Genomic DNA, 15,981 nt, shown 5'->3' with positions numbered 1-15,981 from the left:
AGTCGTTTTCCTAGCGGCGCCGGCGCCCTCATCCATAGGTGATCGACGCCCTGCCCCGGCTTGTGTCCCGTCTGACCAGGCCGTTTAGTCACGATCTTCAAGGTGAGGCGCAGAAAACGGCGGGCCCACTCCACCAGCGCGCCGGCGTAGGCGCTGTCGCCCCAGATGAGGGTGAACTGCGGATGCAGCATCCGCAGCCGGGCCAGCAGGTTCCCGGGCAGCGTCGCGGTCAGGTCGCGCGTACCCGGCCGAGATTGCGTGCCACGGTGGCCTTCTCCTCGGCGGTGAAGGCGTGCCCGCGCAGCGCCGGCAGCACCCGGCCCACCGCGGCCACGAACACCGAGCACGCGCTGACCAGCTCGATGAAGTCGCGGCCGCGCTCGATCCGAGGCAGCGCCGGGGTCCGCTCCCGGATCGCCTCGCCAGCCTGCCGGGCCTGGTCGACCTGCGCACGGTTGACCAGGTGCCGGGCGGTGGTGTCGGCCATCGCCTTGAAGGCGACCTCCGGGCGGCGTAGCAGATCGGTGGCCACGGCGGCGGCGACCTGCTCGTCTCGGGCCAAGTCGTGGATGCGCTCCACCTCCTGCTGCACCGAGGCCAGCGTCTTGTGAATGCTGTACGGCACCCCGTGCTGGCAGTGCTGGGCCGGCCAGCGAGAGGCCACCCAGCGGTAGGTCTCCAGCGTCTTCACCGGGATCGCAAGATCGTCGGCGAACAGCTGCAGCGATTCCAAGACGCCGAACAGCGCCTCGCCCCGGTCCGGGTGCGCGCCGCCGTGCGGCTGCATCGGCTCGATCTCCAGCGCCAGGTCGCCGAGCTCGAACTGGGAACGGGTCTGGAGTTCAACCAGTTCCCGGCCGCGAGCGATGATCTGTTCGTACCGCTCAGACCTACCTTGCGGATTCAGTCCGGGGGTGCGCTGGCGCTCACGACTGGGTTCACGGGTTGGTCTGTCCGCGCGGTGTGTACGTGTTCACGACCATGCCGCACGCGTACGACTTGGATCGGACAAGCGTAAGCCGCAGACCACCAGCGACGGACCGGAACAGCGACTCCCCGCGACCAACCGCCGTTGAATTGACGTAGAACTGATACTCGTCGACCACGCCCGCGCCGGCGAGGGCGGCGGCGAATCCCGTGCCGCCGAAGGCGATCAAGTCGGCGCCCGGCCCCGCCTTGAGACGCGCGATGGTCTCAGCAAGCCCGCCTGCTGCCCATCGGGTGCGCGGCCATCGGAAATGACCGCCTTCGGCAGTGGAGAACACGATCTTCTCCGCGTCGCCGACCCTACCGGCGAAGGCGAAGTCGGGCTCGTCGGGATGACTCTCAGCGATTCGCGCCCAGTGATCGATGTAGCCCTGCTCGACCATCTTGCGACTGAGGAGTATCCGGTCGACCGCGCGGAACGTCTCGTTGAAGTCTCGCCTAAGCTCCTCGTCCCACGGCCAATCTGGCCCCCAGTCCCAGAGCTGCCATTGCACCGCCGGGTCGGCCGCTTCGACGTAGCCGTCGGCGGATGTCTGCATCTGCACAACGAGCCTGCTCATGTGGTAACGCCGGCCAGTGCGGCGTGCGCCCAGTCCCGAAGGGACGTCGACGTCGTGGTCTCGTCGTCGCGAGGTGCCAGTGCCCACGGCTGGGCGTCATTGAAGCTGCGGGCGGTCTCGACGACCGCGTCAGCGAAGGACGGCGGCATGCCTGATGCGAGCATGCTCGCTCTCGCCGCGTCGTAGCTGAGTTGCTCGTACCCCACGTCGGGGAGTCCGGCGGCCTCCGCCAGGATCGCCGTCGCCTCCGTCATAGTGAGGTCGGCGTGGCCGTGGAGCTCGTGGACGCCGAGTCGCGGATGGAGCTGCGTCAGCAGTTCGGCGGCCCGCTGCCCGACGTCGCGCGCGGCCACCGTCGGCATCGGCCGATGGGCTGTGAAGGGGGTGCGGAACACACGGGTGTTCTCTGCCTGCGCCCTGAAACCGAGCCCGTCGGTGAAGTTCTCCATGAACCAGCCCGCGCGCAGAACAATCGGCTCGGGAACCGAACAGCCGCGCAGCCGCTCCTCCATGAGCGCCGCGCCGAGGGATGTGCCGCGGCGCAGGTGCGCGCTCAGCCCGCTCAGCAGCACCACGCGGCGCACGCCGCTGCGGCGGATGGCGCGTTCGAGCCGTTCCGCGATCGCATCTTCGCGAGCATGCAGGTCCGCACCGGCAAGGTCGAAAGGAACGAGCACGAACGCCCCGTCGGCGTGCTCGAAGGCACGCTCAAGCGCCACGGCGTCATCCACGCCGACCCCGCGGCTGCGGGCAACGGCCCGTACGTCGTGGCCATGGCTGGTGAGGTGTCGCTCCACCTCACGCCCTGTCTTGCCCGTCGCGCCGACGACGACGTACGTGCGGCGCTCGCCCAACTGGTAGTTTTTCACCCCTGGTGCACCGTACGCATCAGGGTCTCGATCGCGAACGTCATCATCGTTGTCTCCTTCGCTCGGTAACGACGATGCCGGGTGACGATTGATACGTCTAATGCCAATTCTCGCCTGGACGCATGCCTAAAATTTATGCATGGTGACCCTGGTACAGCTTCGCGTCATCGACGCCGTGCGGCGGCACGGCTCGGTGACCGCGGCCGCGAAGGAGCTGCGGTACACCCAGCCGTCGATCAGCCACCAGCTGTCCAGGCTGGAGGCGCAGGTCGGTGCCCACCTGATCCAGCGGGTGGGCCGCGGGATCCGGCTCACCGCGGCCGGCCGCCTGCTGGCCGAGCGGGCGGCCGAGATCATCGGCCGGGTCGACTCGGCGACCGCGGAACTGGCCGCGCTGGTCGGGTTGAACGCCGGCCGGGTCAGGCTGGCCGGCTTCAACTCCGTCATGAGCTCACTGGTCCCGCAGGCGGCGACCGTCCTTGCCGGGCAGCATCCCGGCCTGGAGCTGGGCCTGACCGACAGCCACCCAGAGGACGCGCTGGAGTTGCTCCGGGCCGGCCAGGTCGACGTCGCCGTCATCTTCCGGTACGACGACACCGTCCCCGAGGACGGCTCCGTCCGCCTGACCCACCTGCTCGACGACCCGCTCTACCTGCTCACCACCGGCGGCGGAACCCTCCTCGCCGACCACGCGAGCAAGCCCTGGATCGCCGGCTGCGAACGCTGCCGCCGCCACCTCGTCGAGATGTGCGAACGCGCCGGTTTCTCCCCGCGCCTGGCCTACACCACCGACGACATGGTCGTCATACAAAGCCTTGTCGCCGCGGGGATGGGCGTCACCACCATTCCCGGGCTGGCCCTGCGCGCCCATCAACACCCCGCGATCACCGCCACCCCGCTACCGACACCACCCCGCCGGATCTACGCGGCCACCTACGGCGAACCACCCGATCCACCCGCCACCGCCGCACTCCTCGACGCCCTCACTCACGCCGCGACCGCCGTGCGGTAGGGCGGTGAGCCGCTGTCGCTGCCTCCGTCGGGGTGCGGCGCCCGCGCAAAACGACGAGGTACGCCAACAACAGCAAGGCGAGCGTCTCGGCCACTATGGTGAGCGCGGCTTGCGGTGCGGGTTGCCAGCCGTGCGCGACAAAACCGAAGACGCCGACCGTCCGGGACAGGAGAAGGCCGACCAACGCGCCGCCGGCCAGCCCGGCCGCACCCAGCAACGACACCGCCGTACCCGTGACCAGCAACAGAAGTGCGACGGCGAACGAGTCGGCGGCCTGGAGCAGGAACATCGGTCCGATGACGTGTATGCCGCGGTACCCGTGCACGTACAGATCCGCGTGGATGTGGCCGCTCGCCGCAGTCGCCACGGCCAACCCGTACCGGACGACGGTCCTCACAGCCGGCGTCATGCGAGCCTCACGTCGCGGACCGCGAGCGGCTGGGTGCCGGGTTGGTAAGTCACCTCGCGGATGCCCAGCGCATCTGCGTGCTACCCGGCACCTGTTCGTCAACCGTGACAACCTGCGCGCGGCGATCGCCACCCTGGTCAACGCCACCCTGAAGATGCGGGACCCGCGCTGGTTCAGTCCGTCCTCAAGGACCGCCTGGCAGAAGAAGCTGGCCGACGCCGACAAGCGAGGACTCTCGCCGCTGTTCTGGTCCAACGCCAACCTGTACGGCACGATCGACATCGACATGGGCCGCCGTCTTGACCTCGACCTGGTCGCCTGATCCTTAGCGGTCCGGACAGGACGCGCAGGGTGAGGCCGCGGGCTTGGCACCAGTTGCGGACGGCGTGGATGTCGAGCAGGTCGCGGCAGAGCCGGAACAGCTCCGAGACCGTCAGGGAGTCGCCGAAGGTGCGCCTTGGCGGTGATCTTGCAGAACGCGGGCCGGTCGAGGGCGGGGATCTTGGAGGTGGTGGCGGGGTCCTCGAAGAGGAGGACGCCGTCGGCAGGCCGGAACCTCTCCGCGACGCCTTCGGTGCGCACGAGAAGGCCGGCCTCGGTGAGGATGTGGCGCTGCCGCAGCAGGGACTGGGTCGCGGTGGAGACGCGGGAGCAGACGATCTGCACCGGGCTCGCCTCGGGAAGAGGTGGAGCCCGATTTTCCTGTTGGAAAATCGGCTGTCGTCAACTCGGGGTGCGGAACCAGCCGTCCGACGTCACGGTTCGTCGCTCGATGTCCGGTTTTTGAGAGGGCTTGCGGGGCCCATCAGAGGGTGTCGTGAAATCTTCTAATCCCGACAGGGCCAAGTTTGGTGCCTTGGAACGCCTGAAGATCTTCGGTTCCTCATTCGTCGGCCGACCAAGCGGTCACTGACCCGCTACGACCACTGAACACCGGCAAGACCGCTTGGACGCAAGCATCTAGTCAAGCTCATACGGTGCGCTGGCGCATACGGTGACCACTCCCCCCTGGTCAAAGGTGGTCTCCCGCCAGTCGTGCATGCCGTCGATAGAAGATCGTTCGGCTCACCCCGAACACGCGGCCCTGGTGGCCAGCGAGCGAGGCGCCGATCTGGCTATAGGTGGCCGTGTCCCACCCAATCCGGTACGCAGGTCGGCCCTTCAGAAGACGAGTCCACCCGCCGGGATTCTCCTGGCCGTCTGCGTGCACCCATGGCCGTCCGCCAGGATCGTCATGGCCGCCAATCGGGGTTTCCCGATGACCGCTAACGCACGGCAACCCCGATCCAGACGATGGTGGCGGACCGTCGGCCTTCGACTCCGCAGGGAACATTTGTCCAAGACTGATAGTCGACCGCCCGTGCACAGTCTCCGCATGAATGAGTACGACATCGAGCCGCGTGGTGAAGGCCCCCTCATACGCCGACCCCGTATACGCCGCCCCTCATCCACCATCGGCTCGGCCACGGGCCGGGTCGTGACGAGATCGACGAGACCGGAGAACGATGACCACCACCAGCGACCTCGCTCGGGCGACCAAGCAATCGCATGCCGATTCCGCGGCGGGACAGAGCATGACCCGGCTGTTGCGTCCCCATCTGCGAAGCTTCGCGGCCGTGGTGATCGTGCAGGCCATCGGCGCGCTCGCGGGTCTGGCCCCGTTGCTGGCGGTCGTCGAACTGGGCCGTGCCCTGCTGTCGCCCGGCCCGATCGATCACGCTCACGTCTGGACTGTGGTGATCGCGGGTGCGGCCGGCCTGTTCGTCCGGCTGCTGTTCACCGCCGCATCGTCGGGGATCGGGCATGTTCTCGACAGCCGTGTGCAACTGACGTTCCGCCGGCAGTTGGCCGCGTCGCTGGGACGCGTCCCGATCGGCTGGTTCTCCCGGCGCCGCATCGGTGAGCTGGCCAAGGTGGTGGGCGAGGACGTGAGTGCCGTGCATCCGTTCATCGCTCACGCCCCCGGCGAGCTCGTCGCCGCGTTCGTGGTGCCGCTGGTGTCGCTGATCTACCTGTTCACCATCGACTGGCGGCTCACGCTGATCACGTTGATCCCGGTGGTACTGGCGATAGCGCTGGTCCCGCTGCTGATGCTGCCGGCCAGGACACGCGAGCAGGAGGCCTACGACGCGGCCATGGGACGGATCGCGAGTTCCGTCGTCGAGTTCGTGCAGGGCATCTCGGTGGTCAAGGCGTTCGGCGGAGGCGAGCGTGCCCACCGCACGTTCCTGACGGCCGCCGACGACTTCGTCAGCATCTTCTCCCGCTGGGTGCGCGGCATGTCGGTGGTCGCCGCCGGGATGCAGCTGGCGCTGTCGCCGCCGTTCGTGCTGCTGGTCGTGCTGATCGGCGGCACGGCTCTGATCACCTCCGGCGGCCTGGCGCCGGCGGACCTGCTGCCGTTCCTGCTGCTGGGCCTGGGGCTGACCGCTCCGGTGGCGGCGCTCGGCCATGGCTTCGACGACCTGCAGGCCGCCGGCCGCGCGGTCGGCCGGATCAAAGACGTGCTCGCGGTCCGGCCACTGCCCGAGCCCGCCCACCCGCGTCCGCCGCGCGGACACCGGGTGGAGCTGCGTGACGTCCGCTTCGCCTACGACGCCGGCCACGAGGTGCTGCGCGGCATCGACCTGGTGCTGGAGCCAGGGACGGTCACCGCGGTCGTCGGACCGTCGGGAAGCGGGAAGTCGACGCTGGTCCAGCTGCTGCCGCGGTTCTTCGACCCCAGCCACGGCTCGGTCCTCCTCGGCGGCGTCGATCTGCGCGAGATCGGCGGCCGGGAGCTGCATCGGCACGTGTCCTTCGTCTTCCAGGACGTCCGTCTGCTGCGTGTCTCGGTCGCCGACAACATCGCGCTGGCGGTGCCGCGGGCCGGCCGCGATGACGTAATCCGCGCCGCCCGGCTGGCCGGCATCCACGACCGCATCCTCCAGCTGCCGCACGGATACGACACGGTGCTCGGTGAAGAGGCCAAGCTGTCCGGAGGCGAGGCGCAGCGGATCTCGATCGCCCGCGCGCTGCTTGCCGACGCTCCCGTGCTGGTGCTGGACGAAGCGACCTCCTTCGCCGACCCGCAGACCGAGCAGGCGGTACGCCGGGCCCTGGCGATGCTGGGCGGCGACCGCACGATCGTCGTCATCGCCCACCGGCTGGAGACGGTCGCCGACGCTGACACCGTCGTGGTGCTGGAGGACGGAGCGATCGTCGAACGCGGCAGGCCCGCCGACCTGCTGACACGAGGCGGCAGGTTCGCCGCGTTCTGGCGATCCCACCAATCCGACGAGATCAAAACCCACGGTGGCGTACTGCGAGGAGACGAGCCCCGATGATCCGAATGCTGCTGCGCGTGCTCGGAGACGAGTACGCCCGGGCGATGCGCCGCACCGTGATCCTGATGACGATCACCGCGGTGGTCGAAGGTTTGTCCTACGCGCTGCTGGTCCCGGTGCTGCGGGCGCTGCTCGGCAGCACACCCGCGGATGCCGTGCCCTGGCTGGTCGCGTTCGGGGCCGCGGTCGCCCTCTACGCCGTGCTGCGCTACATCAGCGACTTGTCCGGCATGCGGGTCGGGACCACCATGTTGCGCGGCATGTATCGCCGGCTCGGCGAGCATCTGGCGCGCCTCCCCCTCGGCTGGTTCAACGCCGGTCGCATCGGCGAGGTGTCCGCCCTGGCCGGCCGTGGCCTCCTGCAAGCCATGGGCGTGGCCGCGCATCTGCTGGCACCGTTCATCTCCGCCCTGGTCACGTCCCTGACCATCGTGGCCGTGATGACCGCCTTCAACTGGCGGATGGGGCTGGCCGCGTTGCTCGCCGCACCCGTCGTGGCGGCGATCCAGGTCTGGACGGCACGCGCGACGGCCGCCGCCGACGTTGAGCGTCACGAACGCGACCAGGAGGCCGGCGCGCGTGTGATCGAGTTCCTCCAGGCCCAGCCGGTGCTGCGGGCCGGCGGACGGACCGGCGAACGCTTCCAGCTGCTCGACGACTCGCTTCGGAATGTCCAGCGAGCCTCCCGCCGTACCGTGCTGGCGACGCTGCCCAGCGCCGTGGGGCTGACGGTCACCGTGCAGGCGATCTTCACCGGGCTGCTGGTCCTGGGCGCCTACCTCGCGCTCGGGGGGAACATCGGCGCGGCGGAGATCCTGGCGATCCTGGTGCTGGCCGCCCGCTGCGCCGACCCGCTGCTGTCGCTGTCGGACATGGGCGGCAAACTGCGCGGCGCGCGTTCGGAGCTGGCCAGACTCGAGACGGTGCTGCGCACCGAGCCGCTGCGGGAACCCCGCGAGCCGATCCAGCCGGCGCACCACGGCCTGGAGTTCGACGCCGTCGCCTTCCGGCACGGCGCGCTCACGGTGTTCGACGAGGTGTCGCTCACCATCCCTGAAGGACAGCGGCTCGCGGTCGTCGGACCGTCCGGCGCCGGCAAGAGCACTCTGCTGCAGCTGCTGGCGCGCTTCTACGACGTGGACGCCGGCGCGGTGCGCGTGGGCGGCGTGGACGTGCGCGCGATCAGCACCGAGGCGTTGATGGCGCGGATCGCCATCGTCTTCCAGGATGTCTATCTCTTCGACGGCACGATCGAGGAGAACGTGCGCCTGGGCCGTCCCGGCGCAGGCGTGGCCGAGGTGCGGGCGGCGGCGACCGCGGCGCGGTTGGACGAGGTGATCGACCGGCTGCCCGGAGGATGGGCTGCGAACGTCGGCGAGGGCGGCGCGCTGCTGTCAGGTGGTGAGCGCCAGCGTGTCTCGATCGCGCGGGCGCTGCTGAAGAACGCGCCCATCGTGCTGCTGGACGAGGTGACCTCGGCGCTGGACCCGGTCAACGAGGCGGCCGTCCACGAGGGCATCGAGCGCCTGATGGCGGGGCGGACGGTGGTGCTGGTGGCGCATAGGATGCGGACCGTCCGGCGCGCCGACCGCATCGTCTTTCTGGACGGCGGCCGGATCGTGGAGGAAGGCAGCCACGACGAACTGCTCGACCATGGCGGCCGCTACGCCGGCTTCTGGAACATCTCCATCGCTCCCGCCGCGCGGGAATGAGCCCGCCGGGCCCGTGTTCCGGCCTTGGAACCTCGGTACGGCCGTTATGGTGATGGCCGCCGGTCTTCGACTGCGCGGGAACATTTGTCCAAGACTGGCGGCGGGCCGCGCGTGCATAGTCTTCGCATGAGTGAATACGACATTGAACGTTCGCATGGGATGCATGTGGTCCATGACGGCCCGCGGCAGGCGCCACCGTTGTTGCTCATCCACGGGTCGGGGGCCTCGGGCGGTTTCTGGGGTCCGGTGGTCCCGGCGCTGGCCGGTCACCATCACGTCATCCGGGTCGACCTCCCGGGTTGCGGCCAGTCCCCGCCCGCGCCGTCGTATGACGTGCCCGCGCAGGCGGGTCAGGTGGCGGCGCTGCTGGACGACCTCGGGCTTCGTCACGTCGCCGTGGCCGGGCACTCCAGCGGCGGCTACGTCGCCACCGCGCTGGCCGAGCAACGTCCTGACCTCGTGGGTTCGCTCGCGTTGATCAGTACTGGCCCGAGTCCGGACGCGCTCCTCCGGCAGCCGTTCATCCTTCGGGTGCTGCTGGCCCCGCCGCTGGGCCCGCTCATGTGGCCGAGGCGTTCGGATGCGATGATCCGCAAGGGGATCAGCGCGACGGCCGTTCGCCCCGTGGACCTCCCGGACGACGTGGTCGCCGATGTACGGGGCATCACCTACCGCGTGATGAGGACGGTGCTGCGCCAGAACACCGCGTACATCACCGAACGGAGCGTGCCCGAGCGGCTCGCCGCCCTCGGAGTCCCCGTGCGGGTGATCTTCGGTGCTGCCGACCCCCGTTGGGAGCCGTCGTCGGCGCATCGATACGACGCGGTGCCGGGCGCGCGGGTCGAACTGCTACCCGGCGTCGGGCACCTACCCATGCTGGAAGCGCCCGAGACGATCGGCAAACTGCTGCTGGACTTCACGGCGGCGGGGCCGACGACGACCCGTGATCCCTGATGCCTAGACTGGCCATGTGTTGCCTGCCGGAATGCCATCTGACCAGGCGTGGGTGGACATCGCGGTCCCACGCCCGTCGGTTCGGCTGCCGGGGGTCAGCATGGCCGGGTTCTGCCATCGCGCCCCGGCCTCGGTGGACATCTCCATGATCGCCTACCCGTCCGTCACCCTGCTCGTCGATCTGGGCGCGGGAGAAGGTGTCGTCTACGAAACCCCTGGCCGGCATGAGCGCGGCAGCGTCGTCGCCGGGCTACTCCCCGGCGATCTCCGGGCAACTGGCCGGGGAGCCGGACAGTTGCTCCAGATCCGGCTGGATCCGGTCGCGGCGGCTACGTTGCTGGGCGGCGCATCGGCTGAGCTCAGCGGGACGGTGGCAGCCCTTGAGGACGTCTGGGGCCGCGACGCCGGGCAGGCCGAGGACAGGCTGCGCACCGCCACGTCGTGGGACGAACGCTTCACGACAGCGGTGGACATCCTGGGCCGGCGGCTGGGCGACCACCCGCCGGTCGACCCCCACGTCGCCCACGCCTGGCGGCGGACGCTGTCCAGCCGGGGCCGGGTGCGGGTCGACGGCCTGGCGGACGAGGTCGGCTGGAGCCGCAAGCGCCTGTGGTCCCGCTTCCGGTCCCAGCTCGGCATCACCCCCAAACGCGCCGCCCGGCTGGTGCGCTTCGACCACGCCGCCCACCTTCTCGCGGCGGGTCACGCCGCCTCCCGCGTAGCCGCCGAGAACGGCTACGTCGACCAGTCCCACCTTCACCGCGAGATCGCGACGTTCGCCGGGCTCACGCCCACGGCCCTGGCGGTCGCGCCGTGGCTCGCGGTCGACGACGTCGCATGGCCGGCTTCATCGCCCGCCGGCGCAGCACGCTTTCCTGCGATGAGCCACACGCGCAAAGCTCCCGCCTCGGAATGACCCTCCCACACCGGCCATCATCAACCCCATGGCCGCCAACCAGAACTCCCACCTCCTATGTCTGCCGTTCGGCGTGCCGCTGGCCACCAAACTCGGCGAAAAGGTGACGGCGTGATCGTCCTGCCCGTCGAGCCAGGGGCGGGCGCGACCCCGCCGCCCGGCTTCTGAGATTCTGTTTCTCCAGGTCAGCCGACGGCGTAGGCGCGGATGACGGTTTGTTTGACGGTCGTTCCCGAGGTGTCGGTCGCCGTGGCTCTCAGGGAGACGAACCCGGCCGTGCGCGGGTTGGGCACGGCGGCCGTCCAGCCGGAGCCGGTCGGGACGCTCGGCACGGAGAGCCAGGTCGCGCCATCGTCGGAGGACACCTCCAGCCTGAACGAGGTCACCCGAGCCTGCGGCGCGCCGGGGTTGCGTTCCACCCGGACGGGCACCCTGGTCACCGTGCCAGGACGGGCACGGCTGAAAGCGTCGAGCCCCGCCGGGGCATAGCGGACGGCCAGCAGCGGAAGCGGCTTGGCCTCGGACGTCCGCCCGGAGGTGAACGTCCAGGACGTCTCCACGCTCGTGGACAGCGCCGAGTGCGGCACCTGCCTGCGCATCGACGTGGTGAGCACGTAGTCCGCCCGCTGCCCGGGCAGGTCGGCGGTGAGCTCGCAGATCGCGAACAGGCAGCCGGCCAGCGTGGTCTCGGCGATCGTCCGGCCATCGCCGGTGAGGGTCGCGGTGCCGGTGACGGCGGCGTTCCACACCTCCTTCGTGGTGCCGCGCTTGATGGTCCTGCCGGCGTCACGCACCGAGGAGGTGCCCGTTTCCCAGGAGCTGTCCCAGGTGAGCCCCGGAGTGCGGTAGTAGGTCGCGGCGCCGGGGAGCCTCACGTCCAGCGTCTCGGGGAACTCGCTGCCCTGGGTGGCGAGGTCGAGTGTGACGGCGGTGTCGCCGGTGTTGGTGTGGGTGAGGGTCTTGGTCTGCACGCGCGCGTCCTGGCCGCCCCAGGGGAAGGCGGCCCACAGGTTGCCGGGCTCGGCGAGAACCGGCTGGACAAGGGTTCGGACCAGGTCCACCCGGCCCGTGCCCTGCTCGTACGGGGTGGCGCCGGGTGGTGGGCGCCGCGCTGCCGGTCAGGGCGGCCTTGAGCCGGGCTCCGGTCCACTCGGGGTGCTGCTGCGCCATGATCGCGGCGGCTCCGGCCACGTGCGGGGCGGCCATCGAGGTGCCGCTGTGCTCCACGTACGTGCCGCCCGCCTGCGCGGCCATGATGTCCACGCCCGGGGCCGTCAGGTCCGGCTTGATCGCGTGGTCGCCCTCGCGGGGGCCCCGGCTGGAGAACCCGGCGACCTGGTCGTGGTCGTCCACTGCGCCGACCGTCAGGGCGGCGTCGGCGCTGCCGGGGCTGGAGACCGGGGCCCGGCTACCGCTGTTGCCCGCCGAGATGACGAACAAGGTCCCGGTCCGCTCCGACAGTGTGTTCACCGCCTGCTCGACGGGATCGAGCTCCGGGGTGTCGGTGTTGCCGAGACTGAGGTTGACGACCTTGGCCTTGACTTCTGTCGCGGCCCATTCCATGCCCGCCAGGATCGCGGAGTCCCGAGCGCCGAGGCTGCCGCCGACCTTGCCGATGAGATCGGGGTGGTCGGGGTCGTAGCCGGAGTCGAGCACGGCCACCGTGACGTCCTTGCCGGTCAAGCCCTGTTTCCAGGCTTCGGTGGCGCCGATCTGCTGGACGCTCTTGTTCAGGTTCCAGGAGCGCTGGCCATCCAGCCACAGCTTCGACGTGCCCGCTGTGAGCGTACGGGCGCCGCCGCCGGTCAGGTCCTTCCACTAGGGGACGGGCATCGAACGGGATCACGTACGTGTGGCCGCCGATCACCTGCCGGACGAATCCCGCCCGCCTGCCCGGACCGGGTTCCACGCGTACGTTCCCGCCTGTGAGCGTGACGCGGTCACCCGTGATCAGGGTGACGACATCGGCCGCCGGTCGTTCCGAGGGTACTGGTGCCACGATCGTCGCGGCGGCGAGAAGAGCGGACGCGAGAATGCCGCCTGAGGTCATGAACTTCCTCCACCAAGAGGTGATCTTGAGTGCGGATGGCGGCAATACTTCTTTCAACGTAGTATAGTCAAGATCCGTTGGCCGCGCCGCAGAAGCGCCGCCGGGCTTGACGGCGCGAAAGAGCCGGTGGTCGCTCAAGCGAGATGGTCGGCCGCGATCAGTACGCCGCCGGTGAGCGGATGGGCGACGATCGCGGCCTTGACACCGAAGACCGCGTCCAGCAGTTCAGGAGTGATCACCTCCTTCGGCGAGCCGGAGACGACGAGCCGCCCGCGATCCAGCACGTGCAGCCGGACGCGGATCGCCAAGACCGAGCACCTGATGCGGATGGTCGACCCGGTCGACGACACCTACCGCCGTCAGATGAACCACCAGCTCACCGTGCAGGAATCCCGCCACACGCTCGCCCGCGACGTGTGCCACGGCAAGCGCGGCACCATCCACCAGGCGTACCGCGACGGGATGGAGGACCAGCTCGGCGCGCTCGGCCTGGTCCCCAACGCCATCGTGCTCTGGACGACCCGCTACATCGACGCCGCCCAACTCCGCGCCGAGGGCCACAAAATCCGGGACGAGGACATCGCCCGGCAAGCGCAAGAACCTGAACCCGCTCGGCCGCCCTTGGTCAGCCGCTTGGCAGCCGTGGCGGCCTGCTCCCCCAGCGGCCCCGAGGCCACCACGGCGCGGCTGTCGCCGTAGCCGGGAGACATGCCTCGAGGCGTACGAGGGGGCGCATCGTCACGTCCTACTCATCCGGGTCCCAGGCGCTGAGCTGGTCGAAGAGACGTCGGTCGCCGTCGAGCTTCAGGGAGTTGACCGGGATACGGTCGTGCAGGATGAGGACCAGCTCGTCGGCCGTGCCCCAGGCGGAGGCGTTGGCCGCGTCCGGGTCCTGGTCGGCAGCGGTGGCCGATATGGTGCCGGGCCCGGGGAGACGGGCGGTCCGTGCGCCGTCGGCGGAGAGCGAGAGGCGCCAGGAGCGGCCCTCGGAGGCGTGGAAGTCGACGACAGCGGGCTTGTGCGGCCAGGCACTCGTCGTCGCGACGCAGGTGGACAGGAACTCGTCGACCCCGTCGAGTGCCACCTCGGCCGGCAGCGGCTGCGGGGCACCCACGGTGATCTGGGCGTCGTAGGTGTGCACCGCCATCTGCTGGAGCTGGTGCCGAGCTACGGCACTGGAGGTCTGCGGCGACTGCGACGTCTCCCACCACGTCCAGCAACCGCGATCCGGGCCGGCCTTCCGCAATGCGTCCAGCAGTTGCTCCGTGGACTCCGCCAACCAGGCCAGCAGGGCCTCGCGCTCCCGAGGCGCGGCCGGGGCGCCCTCCGCTGCGGATTTGGCCGGAGCAGGCCCTGCGGCGACGGTGACGGCCCAGTCGCGGCGTCCCTCGCCGATGTGCTGCGCCAGATCGAACAGCGTCCACTCGGGGCAGGTCGGCACCTGTACGTCGAGGCTGGGCGCGGAGGCGACCGCGGCGCGGAAGGCGGTCGACCGATCGTCGAGCAGTCGCAGCAGAACGGGGAACTCGAGTGTCATTGTCACCCTGAATCCCTATCACTGCCGGACAGCGATTTTCACAGCCGCCATCGCGGGCGGACCCTCACCACCGCGGAGAGATGATGGAGGACCTCTCCGCCGCCGACCGCGCGTCACACACGGTCATTCTCATGAACGACCATTTCTGCGAACACGAACAGTAGCCAAGATTGCACTTCCTCACCGGCGAACTGCAGGGCTCCCACGACCCCTCCGGCGTCGTGTTCACCGTCCCGGCCGCATTGTCGGGGATGGAACGCGAATACATCCGCGACCGCACCCTGAAAGGCCACGAATCCGCCCGCGCCCGCGGCACCCTTTCTCTCGTACTTGGTCTGGCCCCCCGTCAACGGGCGACCCGTTCGGTCACAGCCGGCGACCGAGGCCATCCGGCTGGTCGAGGGGCTGTGCGCACTGGCTGATCCAGTGCGGCTGGAAATCGTGCGGCGGCTCGACCAGATGGGCCAGGACGCCTGCGACGCGATCGGCGGGGAGATCGACGTGCACCAGACAACGCTGTCGCACCACTACCGGGTGCTGCGCGAGGCCGGCGTGACGTGGACGACTGTGCAGGGCCGACTCCGACTGGTACGGCTGCGCCGAGACGACCTCGACACATTGTTTCCGGCCTGTTCGACTCCGTACTGATCGCAGAGCGTCGAACACGCGAAACCGCGCCCGCCAACACCGCCGGGACATCGGCACCACAGGCGCGCGTCCTTGCCCTCCCCGCCCCTTCGTCGGGTGTCGGGATTAGCAGGTTTCCGGCAGGCCGTCGAAGTGGCGCTCAACAGCCCGGAAAACCGGACATCAGCGGATCAAGGGGGCAGACCAAGTTGGACCCGACGCGGCACTTCTGCGACCGCCCCACCTGCACGGCCCGACATTCAGCCGGCATCGTCGGGTCTCTCTCCCATCTCGACTGCCCGGCTGTGCAGCTTCGCTCCGTCGGGGTTGAACATGCACAGCACTTCGAGGACCTCGGGCCCAGGGTTGCCGAAGCCGTGCGGCACGCGCGTGTCGAACTCGACGGCGTCTCCGGCGGCGACGATCAGCTCGTCCTCGCCGATGAGGAGCCGCATCCGTCCGGCGATCACGTAGATCCAGTCCCATCCCGGGTGGACCCATTGCCTGATCGGCTTGTCCGGCGCTGGCGGATGCACCTGCTTGAAGGCCTCCCACGCCCCGGAACCGCTGGAAAGCGGCATCGTGATGACGCCGTCCCGGACCCGCGGACGGGGGTGGATCCGGGGATCTCCGAGGGCAGGTGCGCCGACGAGGTCGTCGAGCGGCAGCCGGTAGAGCCTCGCCAGCGGCATCAGCAACTCAAGCTTGGCGCGCCTGTCCCCCGACTCGAGTCGGGAGAGCGTGCTTGTCGAGATGCCCGTGGCATCCGACACCGACCTGATGGTCATGCGCCGCGACTCCCGGATCGCACGCAACCGAGGACCGACCGCGGACAGCTCGTCCCCCATGCTCGACCTCTTGCTCTTCCGCCTCACGATGCTGCCGGAACAGCATGGTGTTCCGGACGGACAGGATCAACCCTCTCTGCGCCATCCAGAGGAGGCCGGTCAGCCTGCGGCGCGCGCTGTTGCCGTTTCGGCACGCATGGTTGCCGCCGGACGCCGGTGCGCGCCACGATGGAG

At 69.6% G+C, this 15,981-nt stretch carries 15 protein-coding genes and 2 pseudogenes; 8 read left to right on the top strand and 9 right to left on the bottom strand.

Going from position 1 to position 15,981, the window contains the following annotated elements; genetic code table 11:
- Positions 1-229: 229 nt before the first annotated feature.
- The 3 genes from AB0B61_RS46855 to AB0B61_RS46845 all read right to left on the bottom strand — a co-directional run bounded on the left by AB0B61_RS46855 (position 230) and on the right by AB0B61_RS46845 (position 2,416).
- Positions 230-787 (bottom strand): DUF6192 family protein, encoded by a 558-nt coding sequence (locus tag AB0B61_RS46855; RefSeq protein ID WP_358447159.1) that lies wholly within the window; start codon positions 785-787, stop codon positions 230-232.
- 151 nt (positions 788-938) lie between these two features.
- Entirely contained in the window at positions 939-1,547 is a 609-nt protein-coding gene (locus AB0B61_RS46850; RefSeq protein WP_358447157.1) for a dihydrofolate reductase family protein, read from the bottom strand.
- Complete coding sequence (locus AB0B61_RS46845) at positions 1,544-2,416, bottom strand: NmrA family NAD(P)-binding protein (RefSeq protein ID WP_358447154.1); 873 nt, start codon at positions 2,414-2,416, stop codon at positions 1,544-1,546. The genes AB0B61_RS46850 and AB0B61_RS46845 overlap by 4 nt, the downstream gene beginning before the upstream one ends.
- A 139-nt stretch (positions 2,417-2,555) precedes the next feature.
- On the opposite strand from AB0B61_RS46845, the gene AB0B61_RS46840 reads away from it, so the two are divergent.
- Positions 2,556-3,428 carry a LysR family transcriptional regulator gene (locus tag AB0B61_RS46840; protein WP_358447151.1) on the top strand — a complete coding sequence of 291 codons (873 nt, stop codon included), beginning with the start codon at positions 2,556-2,558 and terminating at the stop codon, positions 3,426-3,428.
- Here the strand turns inward: AB0B61_RS46840 and AB0B61_RS46835 are convergent.
- Positions 3,400-3,825, bottom strand: coding sequence for a hypothetical protein (locus AB0B61_RS46835; RefSeq protein WP_358447148.1), 426 nt, complete (start codon positions 3,823-3,825; stop codon positions 3,400-3,402). The two genes, AB0B61_RS46840 and AB0B61_RS46835, sit on opposite strands and share 29 nt — an antisense overlap.
- A gap of 166 nt (positions 3,826-3,991) precedes the next feature.
- Here AB0B61_RS46835 and AB0B61_RS46830 point away from each other — a divergent pair, with 166 nt between their 5' ends.
- The 5 genes from AB0B61_RS46830 to AB0B61_RS46810 all read left to right on the top strand — a co-directional run bounded on the left by AB0B61_RS46830 (position 3,992) and on the right by AB0B61_RS46810 (position 10,745).
- Complete coding sequence (locus tag AB0B61_RS46830) at positions 3,992-4,159, top strand: hypothetical protein (RefSeq protein ID WP_358447145.1); 168 nt, start codon at positions 3,992-3,994, stop codon at positions 4,157-4,159.
- A 1,183-nt stretch (positions 4,160-5,342) separates the two neighbouring features.
- Positions 5,343-7,163 carry an ABC transporter ATP-binding protein gene (locus AB0B61_RS46825; RefSeq protein WP_358447143.1) on the top strand — a complete coding sequence of 607 codons (1,821 nt, stop codon included), beginning with the start codon at positions 5,343-5,345 and terminating at the stop codon, positions 7,161-7,163.
- Entirely contained in the window at positions 7,160-8,875 is a 1,716-nt protein-coding gene (locus tag AB0B61_RS46820) for an ABC transporter ATP-binding protein (protein ID WP_358447141.1), read from the top strand. Before AB0B61_RS46825 ends, AB0B61_RS46820 begins: the two co-directional genes overlap by 4 nt.
- A 126-nt stretch (positions 8,876-9,001) precedes the next feature.
- Positions 9,002-9,829, top strand: a complete 828-nt coding sequence (locus AB0B61_RS46815; protein WP_358447138.1) for an alpha/beta hydrolase — start codon at positions 9,002-9,004, stop codon at positions 9,827-9,829.
- A gap of 31 nt (positions 9,830-9,860) precedes the next feature.
- The gene (locus AB0B61_RS46810; RefSeq protein WP_358447136.1) at positions 9,861-10,745 is read left to right on the top strand and encodes a helix-turn-helix domain-containing protein; all 885 of its coding nucleotides are present in this window, start codon (positions 9,861-9,863) and stop codon (positions 10,743-10,745) included.
- 185 nt (positions 10,746-10,930) lie between these two features.
- Here AB0B61_RS46810 and AB0B61_RS46805 read toward each other — a convergent pair whose 3' ends face one another.
- The 3 genes and pseudogenes from AB0B61_RS46805 to AB0B61_RS46795 form a co-directional block, all read right to left on the bottom strand.
- The gene (locus AB0B61_RS46805) at positions 10,931-11,806 is read right to left on the bottom strand and encodes a hypothetical protein (protein ID WP_358447255.1); all 876 of its coding nucleotides are present in this window, start codon (positions 11,804-11,806) and stop codon (positions 10,931-10,933) included.
- A gap of 103 nt (positions 11,807-11,909) precedes the next feature.
- Positions 11,910-12,308, bottom strand: a pseudogene (locus AB0B61_RS46800) (S8 family serine peptidase); the annotation flags it as partial.
- 621 nt (positions 12,309-12,929) lie between these two features.
- Positions 12,930-13,103 (bottom strand): hypothetical protein, encoded by a 174-nt coding sequence (locus tag AB0B61_RS46795; RefSeq protein ID WP_358447254.1) that lies wholly within the window; start codon positions 13,101-13,103, stop codon positions 12,930-12,932.
- Between AB0B61_RS46795 and AB0B61_RS46790 the strand changes: the two are divergent.
- Positions 13,027-13,383, top strand: a pseudogene (locus tag AB0B61_RS46790) (Tn3 family transposase); the annotation flags it as partial. The gene AB0B61_RS46795 and the pseudogene AB0B61_RS46790 sit on opposite strands and share 77 nt — an antisense overlap.
- Before the next feature lie 157 nt (positions 13,384-13,540).
- On the opposite strand, the gene AB0B61_RS46785 reads toward AB0B61_RS46790, so the two are convergent.
- Entirely contained in the window at positions 13,541-14,332 is a 792-nt protein-coding gene (locus tag AB0B61_RS46785; protein ID WP_358447250.1) for a maleylpyruvate isomerase family mycothiol-dependent enzyme, read from the bottom strand.
- Between the two features lie 426 nt (positions 14,333-14,758).
- Between AB0B61_RS46785 and AB0B61_RS46780 the strand changes: the two genes are divergently transcribed.
- Entirely contained in the window at positions 14,759-14,980 is a 222-nt protein-coding gene (locus AB0B61_RS46780; RefSeq protein WP_358447133.1) for a hypothetical protein, read from the top strand.
- Between the two features lie 239 nt (positions 14,981-15,219).
- Here the strand turns inward: AB0B61_RS46780 and AB0B61_RS46775 are convergent, their stop codons facing one another.
- Positions 15,220-15,807: a helix-turn-helix domain-containing protein gene (locus AB0B61_RS46775; protein ID WP_358447130.1), complete on the bottom strand. Its 588-nt coding sequence runs from the start codon at positions 15,805-15,807 to the stop codon at positions 15,220-15,222.
- Between the last annotated feature and the right edge of the window lie 174 nt (positions 15,808-15,981).

This window comes from Nonomuraea sp. NPDC049158, assembly GCF_040648335.1.
Lineage (GTDB): Bacteria > Actinomycetota > Actinomycetes > Streptosporangiales > Streptosporangiaceae > Nonomuraea.
This window is presented reverse-complemented; position numbering and strand designations above follow the sequence as displayed.

Bases quoted from the DNA above. Each gene is read 5' to 3' on its own strand.
- AB0B61_RS46855 (WP_358447159.1), bottom strand. From the start codon at position 787: ATGCAGCCGCACGGCGGCGCGCACCCGGACCGGGGCGAGGCGCTGTTC.
- AB0B61_RS46850 (WP_358447157.1), bottom strand. From the start codon at position 1,547: ATGAGCAGGCTCGTTGTGCAGATGCAGACATCCGCCGACGGCTACGTC.
- AB0B61_RS46840 (WP_358447151.1), top strand. From the start codon at position 2,556: ATGGTGACCCTGGTACAGCTTCGCGTCATCGACGCCGTGCGGCGGCAC.
- AB0B61_RS46830 (WP_358447145.1), top strand. From the start codon at position 3,992: ATGCGGGACCCGCGCTGGTTCAGTCCGTCCTCAAGGACCGCCTGGCAG.
- AB0B61_RS46825 (WP_358447143.1), top strand. From the start codon at position 5,343: ATGACCACCACCAGCGACCTCGCTCGGGCGACCAAGCAATCGCATGCC.
- AB0B61_RS46820 (WP_358447141.1), top strand. From the start codon at position 7,160: ATGATCCGAATGCTGCTGCGCGTGCTCGGAGACGAGTACGCCCGGGCG.
- AB0B61_RS46815 (WP_358447138.1), top strand. From the start codon at position 9,002: ATGAGTGAATACGACATTGAACGTTCGCATGGGATGCATGTGGTCCAT.
- AB0B61_RS46810 (WP_358447136.1), top strand. From the start codon at position 9,861: ATGCCATCTGACCAGGCGTGGGTGGACATCGCGGTCCCACGCCCGTCG.
- AB0B61_RS46785 (WP_358447250.1), bottom strand. From the start codon at position 14,332: ATGACACTCGAGTTCCCCGTTCTGCTGCGACTGCTCGACGATCGGTCG.
- AB0B61_RS46775 (WP_358447130.1), bottom strand. From the start codon at position 15,807: ATGGGGGACGAGCTGTCCGCGGTCGGTCCTCGGTTGCGTGCGATCCGG.